At 69.5% G+C, this 23,315-nt stretch carries 25 protein-coding genes; 11 read left to right on the forward strand and 14 right to left on the reverse strand.

The genetic code is table 11. The annotated features are described in order from the left end of the window. Window positions 1–16 precede the first annotated feature (16 nt). From SM450_RS12905 to SM450_RS12955, 11 genes are all read right to left on the reverse strand, one after another. Complete coding sequence (locus SM450_RS12905; RefSeq protein WP_474619947.1) at window positions 17–544, reverse strand: flavin reductase family protein; 528 nt, start codon at window positions 542–544, stop codon at window positions 17–19. 14 nt (window positions 545–558) lie between these two features. Further along, window positions 559–804, reverse strand: a complete 246-nt coding sequence (locus SM450_RS12910) for a phosphopantetheine-binding protein (protein WP_474619948.1) — start codon at window positions 802–804, stop codon at window positions 559–561. A 10-nt stretch (window positions 805–814) separates the two neighbouring features. Then, a complete protein-coding gene (locus SM450_RS12915) occupies window positions 815–2,359 on the reverse strand; it encodes a class I adenylate-forming enzyme family protein (RefSeq protein ID WP_474619949.1) in 1,545 nt (514 codons plus the stop codon). A 23-nt stretch (window positions 2,360–2,382) separates the two neighbouring features. Continuing rightward, a complete protein-coding gene (locus SM450_RS12920; protein ID WP_474619950.1) occupies window positions 2,383–3,303 on the reverse strand; it encodes a hypothetical protein in 921 nt (306 codons plus the stop codon). Between the two features lies 1 nt (window position 3,304). Continuing rightward, on the reverse strand, window positions 3,305–4,027 hold the full coding sequence (locus tag SM450_RS12925) for a hypothetical protein (RefSeq protein ID WP_474619951.1): 723 nt from the start codon (window positions 4,025–4,027) through the stop codon (window positions 3,305–3,307). Window positions 4,028–4,053: 26 nt separating this feature from the next. Then, the gene (locus SM450_RS12930; RefSeq protein WP_474619952.1) at window positions 4,054–5,235 is read right to left on the reverse strand and encodes a YcaO-like family protein; all 1,182 of its coding nucleotides are present in this window, start codon (window positions 5,233–5,235) and stop codon (window positions 4,054–4,056) included. 9 nt (window positions 5,236–5,244) lie between these two features. Continuing rightward, window positions 5,245–6,174 carry a nitroreductase family protein gene (locus SM450_RS12935; RefSeq protein ID WP_474619953.1) on the reverse strand — a complete coding sequence of 310 codons (930 nt, stop codon included), beginning with the start codon at window positions 6,172–6,174 and terminating at the stop codon, window positions 5,245–5,247. After that, entirely contained in the window at window positions 6,174–7,253 is a 1,080-nt protein-coding gene (locus SM450_RS12940; protein WP_474619954.1) for a nitroreductase family protein, read from the reverse strand. The genes SM450_RS12935 and SM450_RS12940 overlap by 1 nt, the downstream gene beginning before the upstream one ends. A 205-nt stretch (window positions 7,254–7,458) precedes the next feature. Continuing rightward, the gene (locus SM450_RS12945) at window positions 7,459–7,629 is read right to left on the reverse strand and encodes a hypothetical protein (RefSeq protein WP_474619955.1); all 171 of its coding nucleotides are present in this window, start codon (window positions 7,627–7,629) and stop codon (window positions 7,459–7,461) included. 170 nt (window positions 7,630–7,799) lie between these two features. Further along, window positions 7,800–8,771, reverse strand: coding sequence for a ParB/RepB/Spo0J family partition protein (locus SM450_RS12950; RefSeq protein WP_474619956.1), 972 nt, complete (start codon window positions 8,769–8,771; stop codon window positions 7,800–7,802). Between the two features lie 327 nt (window positions 8,772–9,098). Further along, window positions 9,099–10,730 (reverse strand): condensation domain-containing protein, encoded by a 1,632-nt coding sequence (locus SM450_RS12955; RefSeq protein ID WP_474619957.1) that lies wholly within the window; start codon window positions 10,728–10,730, stop codon window positions 9,099–9,101. Between the two features lie 151 nt (window positions 10,731–10,881). Between SM450_RS12955 and SM450_RS12960 the strand changes: the two genes are divergently transcribed. The 9 genes from SM450_RS12960 (at window position 10,882) to SM450_RS13000 (ending at window position 19,571) form a co-directional block, all read left to right on the forward strand. Further along, window positions 10,882–11,895, forward strand: a complete 1,014-nt coding sequence (locus SM450_RS12960; RefSeq protein ID WP_474619958.1) for an ABC transporter ATP-binding protein — start codon at window positions 10,882–10,884, stop codon at window positions 11,893–11,895. Then, window positions 11,892–12,734, forward strand: a complete 843-nt coding sequence (locus SM450_RS12965; protein ID WP_474619959.1) for an ABC transporter permease — start codon at window positions 11,892–11,894, stop codon at window positions 12,732–12,734. The genes SM450_RS12960 and SM450_RS12965 overlap by 4 nt, the downstream gene beginning before the upstream one ends. Continuing rightward, a complete protein-coding gene (locus tag SM450_RS12970; RefSeq protein ID WP_474619960.1) occupies window positions 12,724–13,527 on the forward strand; it encodes an ABC transporter permease in 804 nt (267 codons plus the stop codon). Before SM450_RS12965 ends, SM450_RS12970 begins: the two co-directional genes overlap by 11 nt. Beyond that, a complete protein-coding gene (locus tag SM450_RS12975; RefSeq protein ID WP_474619961.1) occupies window positions 13,527–14,480 on the forward strand; it encodes a transglutaminase domain-containing protein in 954 nt (317 codons plus the stop codon). The genes SM450_RS12970 and SM450_RS12975 overlap by 1 nt, the downstream gene beginning before the upstream one ends. Window positions 14,481–14,504: 24 nt before the next feature. Then, window positions 14,505–15,806, forward strand: a complete 1,302-nt coding sequence (locus SM450_RS12980; protein WP_474619962.1) for an ANL family adenylate-forming protein — start codon at window positions 14,505–14,507, stop codon at window positions 15,804–15,806. Then, on the forward strand, window positions 15,803–16,537 hold the full coding sequence (locus tag SM450_RS12985) for an SDR family NAD(P)-dependent oxidoreductase (protein ID WP_474619963.1): 735 nt from the start codon (window positions 15,803–15,805) through the stop codon (window positions 16,535–16,537). The genes SM450_RS12980 and SM450_RS12985 overlap by 4 nt, the downstream gene beginning before the upstream one ends. Before the next feature lie 47 nt (window positions 16,538–16,584). Further along, window positions 16,585–16,863 carry a phosphopantetheine-binding protein gene (locus SM450_RS12990; RefSeq protein ID WP_474619964.1) on the forward strand — a complete coding sequence of 93 codons (279 nt, stop codon included), beginning with the start codon at window positions 16,585–16,587 and terminating at the stop codon, window positions 16,861–16,863. Window positions 16,864–16,935: 72 nt separating this feature from the next. Next, a complete protein-coding gene (locus SM450_RS12995) occupies window positions 16,936–18,006 on the forward strand; it encodes an NAD(+)/NADH kinase (protein ID WP_474619965.1) in 1,071 nt (356 codons plus the stop codon). Window positions 18,007–18,053: 47 nt separating this feature from the next. Continuing rightward, a complete protein-coding gene (locus tag SM450_RS13000) occupies window positions 18,054–19,571 on the forward strand; it encodes an FAD-dependent monooxygenase (RefSeq protein ID WP_474619966.1) in 1,518 nt (505 codons plus the stop codon). 22 nt (window positions 19,572–19,593) lie between these two features. Here SM450_RS13000 and SM450_RS13005 read toward each other — a convergent pair whose 3' ends face one another. Further along, window positions 19,594–20,175: a TetR/AcrR family transcriptional regulator gene (locus tag SM450_RS13005; protein WP_474619967.1), complete on the reverse strand. Its 582-nt coding sequence runs from the start codon at window positions 20,173–20,175 to the stop codon at window positions 19,594–19,596. A gap of 63 nt (window positions 20,176–20,238) precedes the next feature. Between SM450_RS13005 and SM450_RS13010 the strand changes: the two genes are divergently transcribed. Further along, on the forward strand, window positions 20,239–21,255 hold the full coding sequence (locus SM450_RS13010) for a hypothetical protein (RefSeq protein WP_474619968.1): 1,017 nt from the start codon (window positions 20,239–20,241) through the stop codon (window positions 21,253–21,255). Window positions 21,256–21,302: 47 nt separating this feature from the next. Here SM450_RS13010 and SM450_RS13015 read toward each other — a convergent pair whose 3' ends face one another. Further along, window positions 21,303–21,716, reverse strand: coding sequence for a YunG family protein (locus tag SM450_RS13015; RefSeq protein ID WP_474619969.1), 414 nt, complete (start codon window positions 21,714–21,716; stop codon window positions 21,303–21,305). Window positions 21,717–21,852: 136 nt separating this feature from the next. Between SM450_RS13015 and SM450_RS13020 the strand changes: the two genes are divergently transcribed. Continuing rightward, a complete protein-coding gene (locus tag SM450_RS13020) occupies window positions 21,853–22,440 on the forward strand; it encodes a GIY-YIG nuclease family protein (protein ID WP_474619970.1) in 588 nt (195 codons plus the stop codon). A gap of 27 nt (window positions 22,441–22,467) precedes the next feature. Here SM450_RS13020 and SM450_RS13025 read toward each other — a convergent pair whose 3' ends face one another. Then, window positions 22,468–23,250, reverse strand: a complete 783-nt coding sequence (locus SM450_RS13025) for an SDR family NAD(P)-dependent oxidoreductase (protein WP_474619971.1) — start codon at window positions 23,248–23,250, stop codon at window positions 22,468–22,470. Between the last annotated feature and the right edge of the window lie 65 nt (window positions 23,251–23,315).

Genomic DNA, 23,315 nt, shown 5'->3' on the forward strand with positions numbered 1-23,315 from the left:
GCGGCCGGGCGGGTCGTCAGCGAACCCCGTCCGTGGTTAGAACACCGAAGCGCCCGGTGTGGAACACCAGTGCGTCCGTGCGGTCGCCGTGGCCGAGGCTGAGCACCGAGCCAACGAATATGGAGTGGTCACCGCCCTCGTGCACGGCGGCCAGCTCGCACTCCACCCAGCCGAGGCTGCCCTCGATGATGGGAGACCCGGTGTGCTCACCCGGCCGGAAGTCGACGGTCCGGAATTCCCGCTCGTCGCGCGGTCGACTGGAGTTGGCGAAGTAGCGGGCCAGCGCCTCCTGGCCCGCGGCGAGGATCGACACCGCGAACGTGCCGTTCGCCAGGATCGTGGTGTGCATGACGGCGGACTGCTTCACGCACACCAGCACCATCGCCGGGTCGAGCGAGACCGACGCGAACGCGTTGGCGGTCATGCCGTGCGGGAGGTCCCGCCCGGATGTCACCACGGTGACGCCCGTGGCGAAGGCACCCATCACCGCGCGCATCCCGGTCGGGTGTCCTTCGCCGGCGCAGCGGTCTGGGGCCGTGGGCATCTGCTTCGCCGCTGTCACAGCTCGGCCGATCTCCTCGCGAGAATCAGCTCGGTGGTCTCTCGTATCGTCAGCCAGTCGAAGTTCGTCGGGTCGTCGAAGCCGGCGTCGGGAAAGTCGCCGCCCAGCCGCGCCAACAGCTCCACCGCGAGGAGCGAGTCGCCGCCCGCCGCGATGAAGTCCTGGTCGACGTCCACCGCATCCGTCTCCAGCAACTCCCGCCAGAATCTGGTCACCGTTTCGAGCACCTCGGGCGAATCCACGTCGCTCTCCTCACCGAATCTCCGAGAGCGTGCCCTCGGCGCGCGCGATCAGATTCTTCAGGTCGTTCTTCAGCACCTTGCCGTTCTCGGTCACGGGCATCGACCTGATGGAGAACACGCGGCGCGGTATCTGTTTCGGCGGCAGACGCTCCAGCAGGTGCACCCGAATCTCGTCCAGGCTTATCCGGTCCGGTCGGAGGACCAGGACCGCGGCGACGTACTCGCCAAGTCTGGGGTGCGGGAGCCCGAGGACGGCTGCGGCCTCCACAAGCGGGTGCGAGAGGAGTGCGATCTCCACCGGACGGGCCGAGAGCTTCTCGCCGCCGACGTTGAGCACGTCGGAGACACGGTCGCTGAGATGCAGACAGCCCTCCTCGTCGAGATGGCCGATGTCTCCGGTCGCCGTCCAGCCGTCCGGGAGGAAGGTCGTCGACGGCACGTCGTCGTGCAGGTAGGAGCGACGCCCACGGAAGCGCGGGCAGGACATCTCGACCCGTCCGTTGATGCCCGGCCCGACGACGAGTCCCGTATCGAGGCTCCTGATCCGAATCAGGGTGCCCCTCGCCGGTCTCCCGACGACATCGGGATCGGCGCCCGCCGAAGGCGTCTCCACCATCGCGGGCCAGGTCTCGGTGGTTCCGTACGCGTTGACGACCCGTACCGCCGGCAGCATCCGGCCGAGCCGTTCCACGTGGCCCGGATTCAGCGGCGCCGAACCGCAGTGGATCGCGTCCAGGGAGGCGAGCATCCCGCGCTGCGCCGAGGTGAGATTCGTCAGGTGGGCCAGCATGGCGGGCGTCAGGAACATCAGTGTCACCTGATATTCGGCGACCGCCTCGCACACGCCATCCGTGGTGAACTCCGGCAGCGCCGCGACCGCCCGGCTGATCGGATACGTGAGGCCTGGCCCGTCGATTCCCTGGAACGGGGCATACATCATCATGAGCGCCGCCGCCGTACCGATCGGGAAGGAGTGCAGGATCGGGGGTCCGGTGCCGCCGTGCGGGGACGGCGGATGGGCATAGACCTCCGCGAAGAGTTCGTGCGGCGTGACGACCGCCTTGGGCAGCCCGGTGGTGCCGGACGTGTAGAGGATGTCGGCGGCCTCCTCGGGGCGGGGCGTCGCCGGCGGGGGAACCCAAGGCTCGCGGTGGAGATCCCCTACCGTGAAGACGCGATAAGGATCGCCATCGGGGCGGTTCGTGACGAGCGCCGGATCCGCCGCGATCCATGCGGTGATGCCCGCGTCCCTGGCGATGAAGTCGAGGGCGGACGCCGGCGTCCCCGCCGAGACGGTGACACAGACCGCGCCCAGCCGTTGGACCGCGAAGTAGGCGATGCACAGGTCGATCCAGTGCGTGCGGTCGAACAGCAGACCGACACGCATGCCCCCGCTGATCCCTGCCTCGTGAAGGCGTGCGGCAAGCGTGAGCGAGCCGTGCCACCACTCGGCGAAGGTGAGTTCACGCGCAGCCGGCTCGACAAGGGCGAGACGGTCGGGAAGCTCCCGGGCAACGCGCTCAAGCAGCCCGAACGCTCCGGTGGAACGGTCCATCGTTCGTCCTTCACCTCTCCTCGTCACGGTGCCACCCGGGCCTCGACGCGCCGGCGGTCGGGTTCGACCTCGTCGGCGACGTAGGCCGCCGCGAGGTGATGGACGAACGGCTGGAGGCCGAGCGTCGACACGAGGGTGGGATCGGTGAAACCCGTCCGGGTGGTCGAGCGGAGGCCCCGCGCCCGAAGAGCGCGATCGACCTCCGCGCTGAGCCGTCCGCCGTCGACAAGAAATCCGCGGAACGCCTTTTCGTGTCGATAGCGTCTGCGGTAGGCGACGAGATCGCCGAAGACCACGATGGCGAACGGGGTGAGAACCCCGAGTCGCGGATTCGCCGCGACATCGCTTGACGCCAGGCGCATGCCCGCGCCGTAGGAGGCGGGGTCGGCGACCGTGACCCGCACCCGACCATCGACGCGCGACACGATCAACAGCCCGTGGGCCGCCCCGTAGCTGTAGAGCAGCTCGGCGGGGTGCACCGCCTCCCGCAACCGCCGGCGATTGGCGCGCACCCGGGTGAGAGCGGTCCACACTATCGCCGACCACGGTTCCGGAATCCGCTCCGGGCTGCCCATGGGAATTGTCGGCTCGCGTAGGGCAGCCAGGTCGGCCGGCGAGAACAGGCGCAGCGTCGACTCCCGGACACCTCCGGTCGAATCCGCTCCGTCACGGAAGTGATCGATTCCGGCCCAGGCGTGATAGCGACGCACGGCTCCCCACGGTGCGCCGTCAGGTGCTTCGCGTTTCACCAGGAGACCCAGCCGGATCAACTGCCGTACGGCCGGATCGTCGAATTCCCGTGCGTCGACCTGGCGCAGCAGCCGTTCGACGCGGCTCGCGTCGAGACGCCACGACCGGCCGAGCGCCGGCGCGCTGATCCGGATGGTGTCCGGGCCCTCGCTCTCCAGGGTCGTCCCCGACGCCCACGCGTACGCGGCTCCCATGTCACAGCCCCGCCCAGCAGACCGCACCGACGGCCAGGTGGGTGCGGGGGTCGAGCCCGACGACGTCATGGAATCCGGCCAGCACCGCGTAGTTCCCGCGGGTGGCCCATCCCCGGTCCGAGCCGTACCCCTCAAGCTCGCCCATCGCGAGTCCGCCGATCCAGAGCTGCTCCATGTAGTTGTCGGCGGCGTCACGCTCCGCATCAACGGCCACCGTCACGACGATCGACGCGTGCACGTCGAACCCCGTCCGGCCGTACGCCACCGGAAGAAAGGCGGACAGCTCCGCACTGAGATCCTGCCGGCGTCTCGGGATCAGCAGTTCCCCGTTCGGCGTGTACCACCCGGACCTCAGCTCGCCGGCTTCGAGAACCGCGACGTGGAACCCGACCCCCTGCGCCGCATACCGACGACAGCACCGACCCGCCGCTTCGAAGAGCGTGGCGGGAGACAGTCGTGCGTCGCTGACGACAGGCGGGTAGTGCTCGACGACCGCTCCCGCGTTCGACGGGTCGGGCAGCGCCTCGGGCATCGAGACCGTCCGTGGCGAGGACTTCGTCCGCATCGCTTCGTCGACCAGGTCGAAGGCCGCACCCCACCCGTGCTGCTGCCACCGTGCCCGATCACCGGCGAAGGTGGGATACGTACGCCATCCACCGGCCTCGAAGACGACGATGCCCTGATCGGTCGGAAGGACCGGCCGGCCTCCGTCACGCCGCGACATGCCCGTACCTCTTCTGAGCCCTGGCCTCAGACAAACGGGTGGTCATTGCTCACCCCGCCGCCCGAGCGTCGCAGAAAGGCCCCGACCTCAGCCGGGAACCGCGGGGCGCGGAGCAGGGGGAATGGATTGATCTGAAGGTGGAGCAGGGCGGGGACCACCGCGCGGGCGACCACGGCGCCGGAGGCCCACGTCGGGGTGATATCGCTGTACGCCCAGCGGAATCCCTCCGCGGAGACGGCATCGCCGATCTCGGTCCAGGTGCGTCCACCCGAGCTCGACGGCTCCTGGACGTCGGAATCCTGGTCGGCGAAATAGTCGCCCAGGTGGGCGCGCCCGTGCCGCGCCCACCACAGCGCGCGGGTGTTGATACCCACCGGCGGCTCTTCGGGGTCGCCCCGGCGGAGGAGGCGCCAGCCGAGGTGGAAGATGTGGACGGCTTCGATCGCCGCCGAGCGGACCGCATCCGCCGCATTCGCGTGGGCGGCCGATCCGAAGGCCACCTCCGGCAACCCGTCGCGGGTGCCGACGATGGCGCACAGGGCGACCTGCAGTCCGAAGTGGCTGCCCGGCAGGACCCCGACGACCACGTCGGCCGCCCCGTGGAGAATCTCCGCGATGTCCTGGACGGAGTAGCGGTCGTCACCGGCGTGGACCCGGGCCGCGCGCCGACCGGAGTAGACGGCCGCCGCGACGGCGTGCCGTTCGACGACCTCCGAGAGCGCGCGGGTGAGGGCGGAGTCCCAGTCCACCCCGCACGCGGCGCCGATCGACGTCATCGGTTTGATGCGGGCCGGATCCGAGTCGTGGACGCGCATCCGCTCGACGTCGGCGGGTACGAACATCTCGCCGTCCGGGGACTGCATGGTCACCCAGGTGTTCTGCATGTGCGCGTCCCACGCGAACGGGCGGAGCAGTGGCTCCGCGGAGCACTGGTCCGGGCTGAAGGTCACCCGGTCGTCGAGACGGATGGCCGTCGAACCGAGCTCGGTCGCGGACGCCCGCACCGGCGCGAGGGGCGGCTCCTGCAGCGCGGCGCGCTCGACGGCTTCACCCAGTGCTCTCTCGTCGGCCCGTGCGGGGTCCAGATCCCACGCGACGCCGAGCACGTCGTCGTCCGCTTCGACAACAGATCCGAAGAGCCCGTCGAACGGGCTCGTGAACCGGACGCATTTCCAACTATCCCGAACGACCGCGGCGGTGAGTGCCATTCTCTGGGGTCAGCCTTTCCTGCTGGTTTTCCGACCGAAGGTGATGGTGTAGACCGGCGCCTCGTCGTCCGAGAGGTTGAGCAGTCCCGCGAGGACGTTGTCATTTGTCGCGGGAGTGATCAGCGCACCGCAGCCGTGCGACTCGGCGGCGATGATCAGTTTTTGCGCGACTCGGCCGACCTCGATGTACAGCTCGCGCAGGGCCCGCTCGTAGGGGAACCTCTCCTGGCGCCGGGGGAAGTCGACGATCAGCACGACCGTGGCGCTTGCCGTCATGGGCGCCTGCATGCCGCACATCAGGTCGGCCAACTCGCGGCGGAAGTTGCCGGAGACGAGCTGGTCCGCTCTCTCACCGGCGAGGTCGAGAGACCAGATGCCGGAGTCGAGTCCGTCGATCGCGTAGACGATGCCGGCCATGCGCACGCCCGCAAGCGAGCCGGCCGGCTCGAAGGGCTCCAGGAGCGCGGAGAAGTCGCGGAAGATGCCGGCGACGACCTCCCGGGGAAGGGGTTCCGGCGCGAAACGGCGGGTCGTGCGCCGTCGCACCAGCAGGTCGCCGACGCTGATCTCGTCGGTGTCGAGGGGAGTGCCTTCCGCTGCCCAGTTCCACTGCGGAGCCGACGTCGTCCGGCGCGCCGGACGTGGCTGACCGTCGCGGGCCGGGTGCCGAACCTCTCGCCCGCTTTCGGAGGTCTGCTCGGACCAGTTGAAGTAGTCAAGACTCGGACGCCATCCGTTCGTGACCCAGTCGGTCGAGATCGGATCGAGGTCGACCGACAGGGGCAGCTCGTGGTCCTCGACCTCGGGCGAGTTCGACACGAGTTGGCGGGCGAGTTCGGCGGCGTCGCTCCGCACGGACTGAACCGACTGGGAGTCTTCGAGAAGGGCGGCATCGCCATCGGGTCGGATGACGAGGAGTGGCGACCATGTGGTGGACATCAATCCCGGCTTTCTGCAGGACGATCGGCTTCGTGTACGAGGGTCGCGGCGATGGTTGCCTCCACGCGGTGGTCGGTGCCGAGGGCATCGGCGATCCTCTTGCCGTCAAGGTGCTGGGCGTGTCGAACCGCCCAGCCGTATGCGCGGCCCAGGTATTCGGCGGTGCCCATGAGGTGCCCGACGTCCATGTGCACCGTCCGGAAGGTTCTCGGCTCCCGGTAGCGGTAGCGGTTCCGCGCGAAATAGGAGTTGAAAAAGATCAGCGCGTAGGATCCGATGCCCTCGGTGATGGCCGACAGGTCCCCCAGGTGACGCGACGAGCCGCTGAGGTGATCCATCCGGTCCAGCGACCCGTCGATGGTCGCGACCTGATAGACGCCGTCGTCAATTCCGTCGACGGCATGCGTGACGACGGAGAACTCCGTGGGATGCCGGCTACCGCCGGAGGGGCTCGTCTTGCGCAGCAGGTCCGCGGACTCCTCGAACGGCATCCGCGCTTGGCGAACCGGTCGGGTCAGCAGGGCGAGCAGCGACGCGAGGCGGTCGTGGTCGAGTGGCTGGGGCGCCACCGCATGCCTGGTCGCCGCCGACGCGGACGCGGAGAACAGCTCCGGGGCGGGGTCCGGCAGGACGTACGCCCGCTTGGGGTCGTGCAGTCGCGGCCGTGCCCGATCGACGTCGGGCTGCTGCGCGTTGTATGCGACCATCCGGCGCACGTCCTCGGCAGAGTTGCCGTCCGCCTCGTAGAACTCGAAGGGATATCCGTAGGTGCGCGCGTGATAGCGGGCGGCGGCCCGCCATCCGTGCTCGGCCCACGACTCCAGCCACCGCCGTGTCTTGATGGCGTCGGTGTCGTCGTCACGCACGAGGTATCCGTGGCCGACGAGCCACTCGGCGATCAGCTCCGCGCGGCGCACCGAACCGATCGCCGTGACGATCGGCTCCGACAGGGAGTGGACAGTGCCCGGAGCGAAGGCGGCGACGAGCAGGCCCGCGACTGACGCGGGCACCTTGTGTCCGTTCAACCTGTCGTCTCGACTGATCAGCCACAGGTCACCGCCGGCCGGCTCGATGCGCACGAGAGGATGCGCACGATACCTCGCCGAACGGGTGTCAGCGCCATTTACTGCGACAGCCTCAGCTAGCGTATCCAAAACAGGTTCCTATCTTTTCGAATGGCACTGACTCATTCGCGCCGCACCGATGTGGGAGCAGGGCGGCGCGATGTCAGGAAGGCGCGTGCTAACCGGCCGGAAGGCGACCGGTTAGCACGCAACAGTTGGACTACAGGGCCGTGAATGCGCCGGTGCAGCCGCCCTGGATAAGGGCCGTCGAGAAGAGGTCTACCTCCTCGAAGAGGTTCTCGACGTTCTCGGTGGACGTTTCCTGGACGGTCTCGTTGAGGGAGACCTCGGCGTTTTGCGCGGACATTTCCTGCGCGGTGGTTTTCATCATGGGGAAAGCATCACAGCGCAATCCATGCATGTCAATGTTTAGTGATTCCGGGACCCGGCGTGTCGATCGGTGCGCTCGCTGAGCTGGCCCTGTCGAAGAGCTGTTGAGGACGGCGCTTCAGTGTGGACGCACGACATCGGCGCGGAGCGCTGCGCATTTCGTGCTTGCGCTCAGCTGACCTCGGTCTGGACCCGGGTCGCCGCTTGTGCGGAAAGCTGCTCCCACTGCTGTGACAGCCCGCGGGTGAGGCGGGCCACCAGCGGAAGGCAGTGCGGTGGAAGTGCGTTGATGATGTCAGGGTCGGAGATGAGGCTGAATTGCTGATGCAGCATGCGCAACAGGGTGCGGCCGGCCTCGGTGTAGCGCACGGAGGGATCCTTGGCGAGGTTCTCCAGCGCCGAAGCGGCAACGTCCCGGATCGGCTCGGGCGCAACGGCCGGCTCCTTGGCCGCGGACAACCCGCGAGTCGGAGACGGAGAACCGGTCGAGCTTTCGTGCTGTCGCTGACGTACGGTGCGGACCGTGTTCGGTGACACGCCCGCGAGCCGGGCGATTTCGCGCAGCGAGGCATCCGGGCGTTCGGCCAGGAGCGCGACGACCGCCTTTCGGCCGGTGTCGGCGTCGGTCGGCCGCACCCGTCCGTCCCGGCCGGTCCGTTCGGCCGGCATGACCTGACCGCTGCGCTGTCTCAGCGTGCCTATCGTGTTGCCCGACAGGCCGGTGGCGCGGCCGAGCGACCGGTCCGACCAGTGCGGAAACATCTCCAGTAGACGCTCGGCCGCGGCGCGGCGGTCGGCCAGGGTCAGCGGGAGACCGTGCTTGACGTTGCTTGTGACGCTGCGCAGAAACGCCATCTGATCGTCGTCATCGAGCATCAGTGCCCGGATGGTGTCCGCACCGCGGAGCAGCGCCGCCTCCAGGCGATGCATCCCGTCGATGACACGCATGGTGCTCCGCTGCACCAGGATCGGCGGGTGCGGCAGCTCGGACTGGGCCAGCAGCCGCACGTGCGTCTCGTCGATCCCGTCCGCGCGGGGGCCCTGACCCGGCAGGAGCGACCGGATCGGCACCGATACAACCTCCTGCTGGCTTCCTTCGGTCCACACTTCCACGACCTCAAGCGGATCGTCGCTGTCGATCAACCTGTCCTCCCCGTGAACAGCTGCTGATGCCTCGCTGACCGGCTCTCCGTGGGCTTGGTGTTCTCCGTTCGTGGGGTGAACCGGTCGGCAATACCGAACAACCAGTCGAAAGTTTCGGGCTCCGGTGACGCCGCTCGTGGGGGGCCGAACCTGAGCGCCGTGATGGCCTGCGGTATGTGCAACTGTAGCTTCTGGGCACTTGCACGGGAGCCCGATCACACCTGGAAATTTCCTGGGGTCAATGTCTTCGCTGCACCGAGAATATCGGCGACTTCCCGGAAGTGTCGCCGTGTGGAGCGCCCGCGGACCGCGGGGCCGGCGGAAAGATCAACGTGTGACCGCATCCGCCGCCTCCCGCGTGAACCGGTGCGGCCGCATGGCGACCCGGCAGCCGCGAAGCGCCTCGACGACGGCGGCGCCGGAGGAAGCGCTCGTGTCATGGCCGGCCCTGGGGTCGGCCACCATCGCCACCAGGGAGGTCTGACCATCGAACGTCTCCACCGCAAGCCGTAGGGTCGTGCCCGGGAGCGCTTCACGTAGGCGCACCGTCGTGGTGGGTAGATGAATCCAACTGTGGTCGATCTTGACCCAGTCATCCGTCGCGCGGAACGACACGACACCTGTCTCCGCGACGAGTTCCCCGGTGCTGAGCTCGGGTCGCAGAACCGCGCTGACGAGGATCGACTCGAACGCACGCAACCACTGCTCCGCCTCGGCGGGAGCTACGTAGGCGGTGTCGACGAGCGTCAGTACCTCGAGCATGTCGTTCCGGCGGTCCAGGTAGCAGAACAGGGTGCTCGTGCTGCACTGGTCGCCGCCCCGTCGTCCCACCGAGGTTCTGGCGCGTTCCTCCCGGAGCCGTGCGGCGGTCGGCTCTCCCACGGACAGCGGCACGAAGAGTCGGCTGTTGAGCCAATAGGAGAGGTCGAGCGGGAAGCCCCGGTGCGCCTCGACGCGCTTGCGCGCCTCCAAGAGGCCCTGGTGCGGGAAGCGCCCGGTCAGGGTCGCATGGCGGACGGCGCCTTCGGACCGGCGCAGCAGCGCGTCGAGGTCGGCGTCGTCAATCTCCACGCAGGTCGGAACGTCCTGGGTGAGGGAACCCACCACCGTCGCCATCTCCCGGTCGGCCCGGTTGCTGACGCACACCTGGAGGTGGGCCCGGCCCAGCCCGCTGGCGTGGGCAAGCACCAGGGAGAGAACAGCGTGGCCGACCGCTGTCTCGCTGACGCCGTGCCGTCCGGCCAGGTGGCTCAGGCACCACGCGCCGGCCGACGTCTGCATCGCCACGTACTGGTAGCGGGGACGGCAGGGCTCGACCGGGAGCCGCGGCAGCATGCTCTGGGGCATTCTCGCGAGGTTGCGTTCGTGCCGAAGCAGGGCACGGGCTCCTTCCCGCCGGCCGGCCTCGCTGTTCTCCCACCGGCTGACATCGACGGGATGGATCGGCGACGGCTCGTCGCCGGAGAAATCCGTCTCGAGGACATGGCGGAGGTGCCAGGCCAGCCAGTGGGCGCCGACGAAGTCCGACGCGAGATGGTTGATGGCCAACAGGACGAAGGCCGGACCACCCCGATCGGTCAGGATGCGCACGCGAATGGGAAGGTCCTCGGCCTCGAACTGGGTTCCCGCCAACTCCCCGGCCGATTCGAGGGCCGACGTGAAGGTGGCCGCATCGGTGGCGATCACCGCGACCTGGATGATTCCCTCGGTCATGACCCGCTGCTGTGCCGCAGGTGCGGTCGGCGTGTAAAGGGTCCGTACGGACTCGCACGCCTCGATCATTTCTTTGATCGCGGACGCGACGGCCTCGACCGTCGTGCCAGGTTTTATCCGGTGCGCGAATCTGATGTTCAGAGAGGCGTTATCCGGTCGGAGATCCGCCATCAACTGCGCCATCCGCTGCTGGCCCCAGGTCAGTTCGGCGGTTCGTCCGGACGACGCGTGAAAGCGAATTTCCACATTTCTCCGTCCCCGTGCGCACCTTCATCGGCGAATAATCCGCCAAGAAGTCATTCGTTTCAGAAAAAGTGGCTCGCGTCGGAGCGTATCTCTGGCACGCGGGCGGGGCAAGACGGTTGTCGTGGCGATGGAAATGGCGCATGCTCGCCCGGTGACATTGATCCAAGTGGTGGGTCTGCGTAAGGTTTTCCGCAAGCCGGACAAGGCGCCGGGGTTCCGCGGCTCCCTCCGGCACCTGATCCAGCGTCGATTCTCCGAGCACGTCGCCGTGGACGGCATCGACCTGTCCGTGGCGCCTGGCGAGGCGGTGGCATACGTCGGGCCCAACGGCGCCGGCAAGTCCACCACGGTGAAGATGCTTTCCGGGATCCTGGTTCCGACGGCCGGACAGGTCCACGTCGACGGCCTGGTGCCGCACCGGGCGAGGGTGGAGAACGCGCGGCGCGTCGGCGTCGTCTTCGGGCAGCGTACGCAGCTCTGGTGGGACCTGCCGGTACGTGACTCGCTCGAACTTCTGCGGGACATGCACGGTCTGGGCGCCGCGCGATACCGGGAGACACTGGCCCGCCTCGACAGCGTCCTCGGCCTGGCCGAACTTCTCCCCGTCGTCGCCCGCAAGCTGTCGCTGGGGCAACGCATGAGGGCCGACCTCGCGGCGGCTCTGATCCACGAACCGCGGATCGTCTACCTGGACGAGCCGACGATCGGCCTGGACATCTCGGTGAAGGACCGGGTGCGTTCCTTCGTGCGCCGACTGGTGGCGGACGGAACGACAGTCATGCTCACCACCCACGATCTCGCCGACATCGAGGACATCTGCCGGCGCATCGTGATCATCGATGCGGGACGGGTGGTCTACGACGGTGACCTTCAGTCGGTGAAGGACGTCCACGTCCGGGAGCGGTCGATGTCCTTCGAGCTGGCAACCGTCCTGCCGAGTGTCGAGCGGCTCACCGCACGACTGCCGGGAGTCCAGGTTCGCGGGGGGTCGGACGACCGGGAGCTCACGGTCACCTTCGACCGCCTGACGGTCGGCGCGCGGGAGGTGCTGGCCGCCGTGCTCGCCGAGGCGGAGATCGTCGACATGCACATCGACGAACCGGCAATCGAGACGGTCGTCCGGAAGGTGTACGCGGGACAGCTACGGCTGGAGCCCGGGACATGACTCCCGTGACCGCCGGCGCGACGCCGTTGCCGGCCGACACCCGCGCACGCCGGATACGCGCCTACCGGAGCATGGCCCGGGCGGCGCTGAAGAGCCTTCTCGCCTATCAGACGAGCTTCCTCTTCGGCATGCTGGCCTCGGCGTTCGGGGTTCTGTCCATGCTGTACCTGTGGCGCTCGGTGCTCTCCGCCGGCCCACGGCAGGGCTTCGACTGGCCGCACATGAAGGCGTACCTGTTGGTGGCGTTCGTCGCCGGATCGCTGGTCTCCAGCTACACCGACTACCGCATGGCGAACCGCATCCAGCAGGGTGAGGTGGCCATGGACCTGGTTCGGCCGGTCGACTACCAGTGGTCGCGCCTGGCCGAGAGCATCGGGTTCGCCGTCTACGAGGCCGGTACGGCGATCGTGGTCGTCCTGGCGGCCGTCGCGCTCTTCGGCGGCATGCCGCTGCCGGACCGGGACACCCTGCCGCTGTTTCTCCTGTCCGCACTGCTGGTGCTGCCGCTGCGGTTCGGAGTCGTGTATCTGAGTGGTCTGCTCGTCTTCTGGACCCAGAACTACGTGGGTGTGCAGGCCGCCCGGATCGCCCTGATCACGTTGTTCTCCGGAGCGCTCGTACCGTTGGTCTTCCTGCCCGAGGGGATGCGAGTCGTCGCCACGTACCTGCCGTTCGTGGGGATGGCGTCGACCCCGGCCCTGCTCTACACCGGCTCGCTGGACGGCAGCGGCGCGACGACTGCGGTGCTGGTCCAGGCGGGCTGGGCGGTCGGGTTGTGGTGGCTGGCGCGAGTGATGTGGTCGGCCGCCTGTCGAAAGCTGACCGTCCATGGTGGCTGAGGCACGACGAACCCTGTGGCTCTACCGCCGGCTGCTTGGTGCCCAGGTGCGCGCCACACTCCAGTACGAAGCCGACTTCTGGATCATGAGCCTGTCCGCGGTCCTCGTACAGGCGGTCGGGGTGATCTTCCTGTGGGCGATCTTCCGGAGCATCCCGGAGATCAACGGTTGGCAGTTCTGGGAGGTCGTGCTCATCTATGCGCTCGTGGTCGTCGCGGAGGGGCTGAGCGTGCTGTTCGCGCAGGGCGCCTGGACGCTTGCGGTGACTGTCAACTACGGGCAACTGGACGCGATGCTGCTGCGGCCGTATCCACCTGTGCTCCAGGTGCTCAGTTCCGCGGTGGGGATGAACGGCCTGGGCAATCTCGTCCTCGGAACCGGTCTGCTGATCACCGCGGTGCGGCAGGTCGACGTCAGATGGGACCCCGGTCGCGTCGCGCTCGGACTGCTGCTCGTGATCGCCGCGGCCGGCGTGAAGATCGGGCTCAACCTCGTCACGAACTGCGCGGCCTTCTGGTTGCGGTCCCCGTACTCCATGTTCGCGTTCTCGATGCACAGCTTCGGCGAGCTGGCTCGGTTCCCCATCACGGTCTATGGATTCGGTGTCCGGATCGCCCTCACGGTTGTGCTGCCCTACGCGTTCATGAGTTTCTTTCCCGCCGCGGCCGTTCTCGCCCACGGAACGGCCCGTTGGCTGGGTCTGCTGACGCCGCTCGTAGCCATCTACTGTCTGTGGCTCGGGATGACCGTGTTCCGGCACGGGCTCGCGCGATACGAAAGTGCCGGTCACTGATGTCCGAGCAGTTCGGCGGTTTCCTCATGACTTTGGCCGGGACCCTGCGTGTCGTTGTTCCGACCCCGCCCGAACACCGGATCTGGATCAGTAGGACCGAGGCGTTGGACACCCTGCGGTGTACGCCCGAGGAGTTGGCGCGGTTGGTTGCCGCCGGTCTCCCCGAGGAGGGTGGCCGGCACGACTACTGCGACGTCTGGAACCTGGGACTTCTCAGTGGCACCGGCCGCAGCAACCCGGAGCGAATCATGATCTTCTTCGCCCGGATGCTGAAGTCGTTCGGCGCGGACTGGGTTTCCGCGCGGCGTTACGAGATCGTCGGCTGGGCCCGGTGTCCCCGTGCGGACCAGTGCCAGTCGTCCGAGTGGATCGCGCCCGTCCTCCCGGATGTGCGGTGGCAGCGGGAAGACATCCAGGTCGGCCGGGCGGAATGGCATGGCCGGGTGGAACTGAGCGGAACCAACGCCACGGTGCGGGATCCGCGGGCGCGGGAGGTCTGGAACGACCTCATCCGGCGGTACCGCTTCCACTACACGCCAACGACACTTTCGTCCGACATCGCCAGCACCAGGCGTCGGGGAGTTGGCGACTGCGGCTCGCTGTGTCAGCTACTGCTGGGTGAGCTGCGGGAACTGGGCATCCCGGCGGAGCTGGAGTGGGGTTACATCTTCGGCGGCGCACGACTGGTTCTCCATTCCTGGGTGCGGATCGTGGACTCCGATGGGCAGTCCAAAGTTCTCGACCCGGCCATGGCCCTCCTGTCCGACATCTTCTTCACGCCCGAGTACAAGGCGTTCTGCTGCGGATCCACAAGCAACCGGGTGCTACGTCGGGCGAGACGCGAGGACATGTACGCGGCTCACCCGTGCGTGGTCGACAACAACAGGATCTTCTACGAGTTCTCGCTCCGGTCGATTCGCTCCGGCCAGGCGTCGGGGCCTGCGGTGCAGTAGGGGAACAGGATGAATGGTTTCGAGGTGGGTGTGGCACGCCACGACGGAATGCCCGGCCGTCCGGTCATCATCAGCGACGGGTCACCGCCGCTCACCGCGTGCGAGCTGCACCGTGATGCTCTCGGCCTGCGACGTCGCGTACCCCGAGGTGCGACAGTGGCCCTGGTGGGGCAGAGCGCCCGCCTGGTTGCCGCGGCCATGGTCGCGATGGAGGGCTGGGCCGCCCGGGTCGAGTTCGTGGGCGAGCTGGGCCCGACCGTCAGCTCGGCGGAGGCGGTGGTGCTCCGGGAAACCGGGGTTCAGGTCTCGATGGGCGCCGACGGATCGCACGGCGGACCGTCGGCGGGGGACGGGACCGCCGAGGTGCGGACGACCTGGCGGATCTTCTCCTCGGGGACCACGGGGACGCCCACGCCAAGTGATCACAGCATCGGCTCCCTGACGCGGCGGACCCGCCCGGCCAACCCCGGGCCGGATCGCGGCGACCCCGAGCGGCGGCGCTGGGGACTCCTGTTCGCACCGACGCGGATGGCGGGCATCCAGGTCCTCCTCCAGGCGATTCACGGCGGCGACACCCTGGTGGACGCCCGCGACGCCGCTGGCCTCGACGAGCGGCTTCAGCGGTTCGCCGGGGCCGGTGTCGACGCGCTGTCCGCGACTCCGACGATGTGGCGGATGATTCTGCGCAGCAAGGCCTCCGACGACCTCCCGCTGCGACAGGTCACCCTTGGCGGTGAGATCGCGACACAGTCGTTGATCAACGCGCTGAGACGTCGGTTCGCCGCGCGCGTCACGCACGTCTACGCATCCACCGAGGCCGGCGCCGCCTTCTCGGTGAGCGACGCCAGGGAGGGTTTCCCCCGAGACTTTCTCGGCACGGCTCCCGGCGGTGTGGCACTGGAGATCCGGGACGGTGTCCTCTTCGTGCACGCGCCGGGAAGCAGCTCGGCTCTGCCGGACGGATTCGTCTGCACGGGCGACCTCGTCGAGCTTCGCGGTGATCGGGTCCATTTCGTCGGCCGGAGGTCGGGAATGGTGAACGTGGGCGGGGACAAGATCTCGCCGGAGCGGGTCGAGGAGGTGATCCGTGGGCATCCGGCGGTGGCGGACGTCGTGGTGACCCCCCGGCGCAGCCCGATCACCGGTTGGATCCTGACCGCCCAGGTGCTGCCCTCGCCGCTCGGCGGCGGTCTTGATCCCGACGAACTGGAGTCGGCAGTGCGGTCCTTCGTCGCCGACCGTCTGCCCCGGTCGCACACTCCGGCGTGGATCACCGCGGTTCCCGAACTCTCGTTGTCGCCTACCGGGAAGGTCAGCAGAGCGTGAGCGAGGCGTTGCCCCCCAGCGACCGCCCATGCGTGGTGGTGACCGGAACCAGCAGTGGCCTGGGGCGCGCGGTGGCCCACCGGCTCGACCGCGACGGATACCGGGTGGTGGGCGTCGCCCGCCGCGAGGTCGAGCCGGAGGAGGTGGGTCCGGGCTACGTCCATGTCCGCGCCGATCTGAGTGATCTTGACGCCCTGCCGGGGCTGGCGCGTGAGATCGTGGCGGCACATGGAGCCCCCTACGCGCTGGTGAACAATGCCGCCCGCGGCACGGACGGGCTCCTGCCGCTCGTGCCGGACAGGGCGATCTGGGAAACGGTGCGACTCGACCTGGTTTCGCCGATGGTGCTGACGAAACATCTTGTCCGTCCGATGATCTCCGCGGGCCGGGGGCGTGTCGTGAACGTCTCCTCCATCGTTGCCTCGACCGGCTTCCGTGGACTGTCCGTCTACGGCGCGGCGAAGGCGGGGCTTGAGGGATTCACCCGTTCGCTGGCCCGCGACGTGGGGCGGCGCGGCGTGACGGTGAACGCGGTGGCACCAGGCTTCCTGGACACCGAAATGACCGGCGGCCTGGGGGCGGAGAGCCTGGCGCGCATCAAGGGCCGCAGTCCGATCGGTCGGTTCGCCGGCCTCGACGAAGTGGCCGCCGCGGTGACCTACCTGCTTTCCCCGGACGCCGCAGGTGTCACGGGCACGCTGATCACCGTGGACGGCGGTTCCACCGCATGACGCGGGACCGGGTATGTCGCACGACCAACAGAGGGGAAGGTGGCGCAGTGATCGAGCGGGAGCGCGTAGCGGAAATTGTCCTTCGCGAAGTTGTCAAGCTGCTCAGGGAGGAAGGGGTCGAGGACGCCGATGTCGGCCTCCAGAGCGGGCTGGTCGGCAGCGGCCTGGACAGTCTCGCCTTCGCCGTCCTCGTCACGCGGCTCGAACAGTCGGTGGGGTTTGATCCCTTCCTCGCGTTGGAGGACGAGGTCTTTCCCCGGACCGTGGGGGAGCTGGTGGAGGTCTACGTGAGTGGTCAACTGGAGAGCAGCGCGCCGCACCGGTGAGGGTGGGAGTAGCGCTGATCTCCACGCCGTCGCGGGCGCGTTTGTGTCACGGTGGAGGTCGGGGTGGCGGGCGTGGACCGGGGGACACGGATGCGGTTGGAACGGATCGGCATGGTGGTGCACTCCGGCAAGGCGGAGGCGACCCGGGCCGCTGACGAGATCCGGGCCTGGGGCGTCGACCAGGGGATCGAGACGGTCGAGCTGGACGTGTGGCACACGACCGGGCGGCGCACCGGCCGGGACGAGGCACGAGCGATCGGCTCGCTCGACCTGATCGTCACGATCGGCGGGGACGGAACCTTCCTGCGCGGCGTGCACATCGCCGCGGCGGTCGACTGTCCGGTCCTCGGGGTCAACGTCGGGCGGGTCGGGTTCCTCACCGAGGTGCCGCCGGAGCGCGTGCTCGATGCGCTTGAGTCGGTCCGGGTCGGCCCGGTGGACGTGGAGGAGCGGATGACCCTGACCATGCGCGCCTCCCGCCCCCTGGAGATCCCTCCGGAACTCGGCACGCTGCTGCGCTTCGGCCGGGGTCCGGCGATGCCTCCGCCCGGGGTGCGCGACAGCACGCCGGAGGCCGTCGGCTGGGGGGTGCCGTTGGACGTTGTCGCCGTCAACGACGTGGTCTTCGAGAAGCTCGCCCGGGACCGGCAGGCGAGCCTGGGCATATACATCGGTGGGCGGCTGTTCGCCTCGTACTCCGCCGACGCGGTGATGGTCGCCACCGCCACCGGTTCGACTGCCTACAGCTTCGCGGCCGGCGGGCCGGTGCTGTCGCCACTGCTCGACGCGCTCGTGTTCACTCCGGTCGCCCCGCACATGGCGTTCAACCGCAGCCTGCTGTTCTCCCCGCAGGAGTCCGTGGGGGTGCGGGTGTTGCCACGGTCGGGGCAGGTCGCGGTGAGCATCGACGGGCAGTTGCGGGGGGTGCTGGACCCGGGCGACTGGGTGGCCGCGTACGCCGCGCCGTGGCGGTTGCGCATCCTCCGGTTCGGCTCGACCGACTTCTTCGGACGCCTGCGGGACCGCTTCTCGCTCGCCGACGCGCCCGCCGCCACGGCGGACGGGGATGCTCCCCTGGTCTACCGGCCGGACAGCCCGGTGCCGGAAGACCTGCGGCATCTGCGGGACATGAGCGGCGGATAACCGGATAATCGGTTGGCGCGTCCGTGGAGTCCCGACACACTGCGTCGGTGAATCCTCCTGTTCTCATCGTGGGCGCCGGGCCCGCAGGTCTGGTGGCCGCACTCGAACTCGCGCGTCGTCGCGTCGACGTCCGGCTTGTCGAGCGGGCCGCGTCGCCCGCGCCAGGCTCGCGGGCGAAGGGCATCCAGCCCCGCACGCTTGACGTGTTCGACGCGCTCGGCGTCGTCGAGGAGGTGCTGGCCTCCGGTGGGCCGTTTCCGCGTTGGCGGAGCTATCGCGGAGGCCATCTGGCCTGGGAGAAGTCGCTCTACGACATGCTCGGGATCGGCCAGCCGACGGCGTACCCGGGTGTTCCCTATCCGGAGACCTGGATGGTGCCGCAATGGCGGACCGAGGAGATCCTCCGTGACGCGCTGCGTCGACTCGGCGTGGAGGTCGAATATCAGTCGACGCTCGTCGCGGTCGCCGAGGACGGTGCCGGGGTCACCGCCACGATCCGCCGACCCGGCGGGACCGAACGTCTCCGGTCATCCTTCGTCGTCGCCGCCGACGGCGCGGCCAGCACCGTACGGAAAGCCCTCGACGTCACGTTCGACGGTGTGACCAGGGACGACGAGCGGTTCCTCACGGCGGACGTCCGCACGACGGGGCTTGACCGTTCCTACTGGCACAACTGGTCGCAGCCCGACAATCCGGCGGCCCGGGTGTCCGTCTGCCCGCTGCCGGGCACGGACACCTACCAGTTCGTCGCTCCGCTCCTGCCGGGTGCGGACGCCCCCGTTCTCGAACTGGCCACCGTCCAACGGCTGTTCGACGAGCGGTCCGAGGGCGTCGCGGTGACCTTCGACGATGCTCCCTGGATGACCGTCAGCCGGACGAACGAGCGGATCGCGAGCCGGTTCCGCGTCGGTCGGGTGTTCCTCGTCGGAGATGCCGCGCATGCCGTTCCGGCGGCGGGCGGTCAGGGGATGAACACCGCCATCCAGGACGCACACAACCTCGGATGGAAGCTCAGCATGGTCCTGCGGGGCGCTCCGCCGGACCTTCTGGACACCTACGAGGAGGAACGCCGTCCCATCGCCGCGCGCCTGATGAACGGGCTGGACGCCGCCGATGACCGCGGCGAGACGGCAGACATCTTCCAGCTCCGGAACAACTATCGCGGACGCCGGCTCAGCCGGGACACCCGACCGGAGCCGGGCATCGTCCGCGCCGGTGACCGGGCCCCGGACGCGCCCCTCACCCTCGCGGACGGCTCGCGACTCCGGTTGTTCGAGTTCATGCGTGGCGTGGAGTTCACCGCGCTCGCGTTCGGCGACGAGGCGGTCGGTGGCGGCGAGGCGGTCATGGGCCGACGCGACCCGGCGGAGGCCTTCCGTGTGCTCGACGTCCGGCGCGGGTCGTCGGAAAGCGCCGACGCGATCCAGGCGATCTACGGCGTCGCGCACGACGAGGAGGCGCTCTTCGTCGTCCGTCCGGACGGGCACGTCGGGCTCGTCGCGGTGAGCCGGTTCGCCGAGGAGCTGGGCCGTTACCTCCCGCTCCTGGCGGGTGGCGGGGCCTGAGGCGGGCGCCGGAGCAGTCGCGTCAGCCGCGACCGCGCACCAGGGGCAGGAACACCTCGTCCACGATCTCGACGAGCACCTCGTCGGGGACCGAGGGAATGCCGCGCATCGCGTACTCGGCGCGTAGCAGCATCATCGGCGTGGTCGCCACCCGATGGTGGGTGGCCGCCGCCGGCGCCTCGCCACGGGCCGCGGCCCGTTCGAGCATCCCGATCCACGCGCGGTCCATGGTGTCCGCGCCGGACCGTTCGCGCATGAGGGTGAGCAGTTCCGGGTCGTCGGCCGCGGCGGCGAGCAGGCCGCGCAGGATCGCTCCGTGCGGCGACGACCACGTCTCGTTTGCGCGCCGGAGCATCTCGAGCGCGTCGCCGCGCAGGCTGCCCGTGTCCGGGCGCGGCAGGGCGGCGTCGGACAGGTGGCGGTAGGCCGCGATGCCAAGCGCCGCGCGGTGCGGCCACCGGCGGTAGATGGCGTTCTTGTTGGTGCCGGCGCGGGCGGCCACCCGGTCCATCGTCATCGCCGGGTATCCCGACTCGCGCAGTTCCGCCGCCGCCGCAAGCAGGATCGCCCGTTCCAGTTCCTCGCCCCGCCGCCGCGTACCCATGTCTTGCAGGGTACTCGCCGTACCTTATAGGGTACGAGGCGTACCTTAAGGAGAGGGTTCCTGATGCGCGTCTTCGGCATGAACTACGACACCGGCTTCGTGAGCGCCGGGTCCACCACCCACGAGCCGTTCGAGCCCGACGCCGTACGCGACGACATGCGTGTCATCCGCGACGAGCTGCACTGCGACGCGGTGCGGATCACCGGCGGCGTCCAGGACCGGCTGGAGCTGACCGCGCGGCTGGCGGCCGAAGCCGGGCTCGAGGTGTGGTACTGCCCGTTCACCAACGGCCTGGACCGCGACGAACTCATGGCGTTCGTGCTCGACGGCGCCGAGCGGGCCGAGCGGCTGCGGCGTGGAGGCGCCCCGGTCGTGTACCTCACCGGCTCCGAGATCTCCATCTTCACCGACGGCTTCCTGCCCGGCCGCGACCTGGCCGAGCGGATGGCGCTGTGCACCGATCCGATGCGGATACGGGAGGCGCTGCCGGCCGCCCGGGCCGCCGTGCGCGACTTCCTCGCCGAGGCGGTGCCCGCGGTGCGGGAACGCTTCGGTGGCCCCGTCGGATACGCCTCGATCCCGCTTGAGGACGTCGACTGGGCGCCGTTCGACATCATCGCCAGCGACGCCGGCTACCGCGACGCGACGAACGCCGCGGCGTTCCCCCAGACCCTGGCGGCGGCGGTGGGACAGGGCAAGCCGTACGCCGCGACCGAGTTCGGCTGCTGCACGTACCGCGGCGCGGCCGACGTCGCGGGCGCGGCCGAGCCGGTGACGTACGACGAGCACGGCCGCGCCGCCACGCTCACCGCCGAGTTGGAGCGCGACGAGGAGGGCCAGGCCCGCTACCTCGTCGACCTGCTGCGCGACTACGAGGCCGGCGGGGTGGAGGCGGCGTTCGTCTACACGTTCGCGAACCGGCACCTACCGACCACCGGCGACCCCGCGCACGACTACGACCTGGCCGCGCGGGGGATCGTCCGGGTGCTGCCGGACGGCTCATGGACACCGAAGGCCGCCTTCCACGCCCTCGCCGGGTATGGCCGATCCCGCGCGGCGCGGAGCCGGCCGGCCGGCTAACCGGCACCGCGGACCCACTCGCCGTACACGGGCCGCGACAGCGTTCGTCAGCTCCTCGGCAAGGCGGGTCTCCCGCCCGGCGAGATCTCCCGCATGGCGGACCGGACGCGCTGCCGGAGAAGGTCGTACTGCTGCCGGCACCGCCCGGGCGGGCCCGGCGGACGGTGCTGCACCCGGCCGCCGACGACTGCCTCTCCCGGGTGGAACTGGTCGGCGGTGAGGTCGACGTCGTCGCTGCCGGGCAGCCGGTTCCAGTAGTGGTGACCGACTTTGACGTCACCGACGAAGACCTCGCCGAGGATGAGCGCTCCGCCGAGGAGTTCCTGCACGACAAGTGCGGTGACCCCGCACTGCCCGCGGGCCGGGTTGCCGGGGTGCCAGGCCGCCACGTCGTGCGGATCGCAGGTGTCCGCTCCCCAACTCGCCCGCAGGATCGGCCGCAGCCGCTCCAGGTCGATCACCTGACGATCCTGTCGCGTGTCACGTTCTTCGAATGTCACGCACGAAGGGTGCGGGCTCCACCAGGTCGAGGGTCAAGGAACAGCGGGTACGCCTCCTGCGCCGGCCGCGATCCGCCCGGCACCTACCATGGTCCCGATGACATTTCCCGAACGGCGACGCGACGACGTTCCCACCGACGAAGCCCGGGTCGACGAGGCCCTGCGACTGCTCTCCGGCGCGCCGGCCGGCCTCGATGTCGCAGTCAAGCGGCTCAGCCGTGGCAGCGGTGTCTACGCCTGGTGGGCTGCGCACTCCGTCCTCCCCGACCTTCCCGGGCCGACGAACGAGCACGACCCGTCCGTACGGCTGCTGTATCTCGGGCGGGCGACAAGCCTGCGGGGCCGGATCCTGCGCAACCATCTGAGGCGTTCGGGCAGTTCGACGCTGCGGCGCACCCTGGCCGGGCTCCTGGTGGCCGAGGGCTACCGGACGACCTGGACCGATCGTGTCGTCCTGGTCCCCGAGGACGAGGCGCGGCTGACCGCGTGGATGCGCACGCACCTGCGCCTGACCTGGGCGGAGGACGCGGAGCCGGCGACCATCGAGGCCGAGCTTGTCCGGCGGGTGCACCCGCCGCTCAACGTGCACGGCGTCGATCCCGAGCACCTCCAGGCCGCCGTGGTCGCCGCCAAGGACTCCTACCACGCCAGCAGCCGTCCGGCGGATCCCCCGCCCGCGCCCTGACCGCCGTGCGCGCCACGGCCGGAGGTGTCAGGCGCCGGCCCCACCGTCCACCGGGACGATCGCGCCGGTGACCATGGCGGCGCGGTCGCTGAGCAGCCAGGCGGCGGCCTCGGCGACCTCCCGGGGCTCGGCCATCCGACCCAGCGGAATGCGGGCGTTGATCCGCTCGATCACGCCCGGGGACGCCGCCTCCCAGGCGTCGATCATCTCGGTCGCGGTGCCGCCCGGCGTGATGCCGTTGACCCGGATTCCCTGGCCGGCCCAGGTGACGGCGGCGCTCTCGGTGATGCTGTTGAGCGCCCGCTTCATCGCACCGTAGGCGGGGAGGTCCCGGTTCGCGTGGCGACTGCCGATGCTTGAGGTGTTGACGATCGCGCCGCCGCCGGTGCGCCGCATCAGCGCCGCCTCGGCGGTCATCGCCGTCCAGTGCCCGCGGAAGTTCACGGTGAACTGCCGTTCCACGTCCTCGTCGCTCGTCGTGTCGAGCGGCCCCGGCTGCTGGAGCGCCGCGCCGTTGTTGAAGGCGCCGTCGAGGCGACCGTGCAGCTCGTCGACACGGTCGACGGCGGCGCGTACGCTCGCCCGGTCGGCGAGGTCCATGGTGACCGCGTCGGCGGCGCCGCCGTCGGCGCGGATCCGGGCGACGATCCGGTGCAGGGCGTCAGCGCCCCGGGCGGCGAGCACGACCCTGGCGCCCTCGCGGGCGAACAGGTGGGCCGCGGCTTCCCCGATTCCGCGGCTCGCGCCGGTGATGAACACGACCTTGCCGGTGAGCAGGCCGATCGGTGTGGTGTTCCCGTCGTTGGTCATGGGCCAAGCGTGGTAGCGGCGCGACCGCGCAGACAGGCACAGGCGGTACCAGGCTCCGCCGCCGC

It is taken from the genome of Micromonospora marincola, from assembly GCF_056150385.1.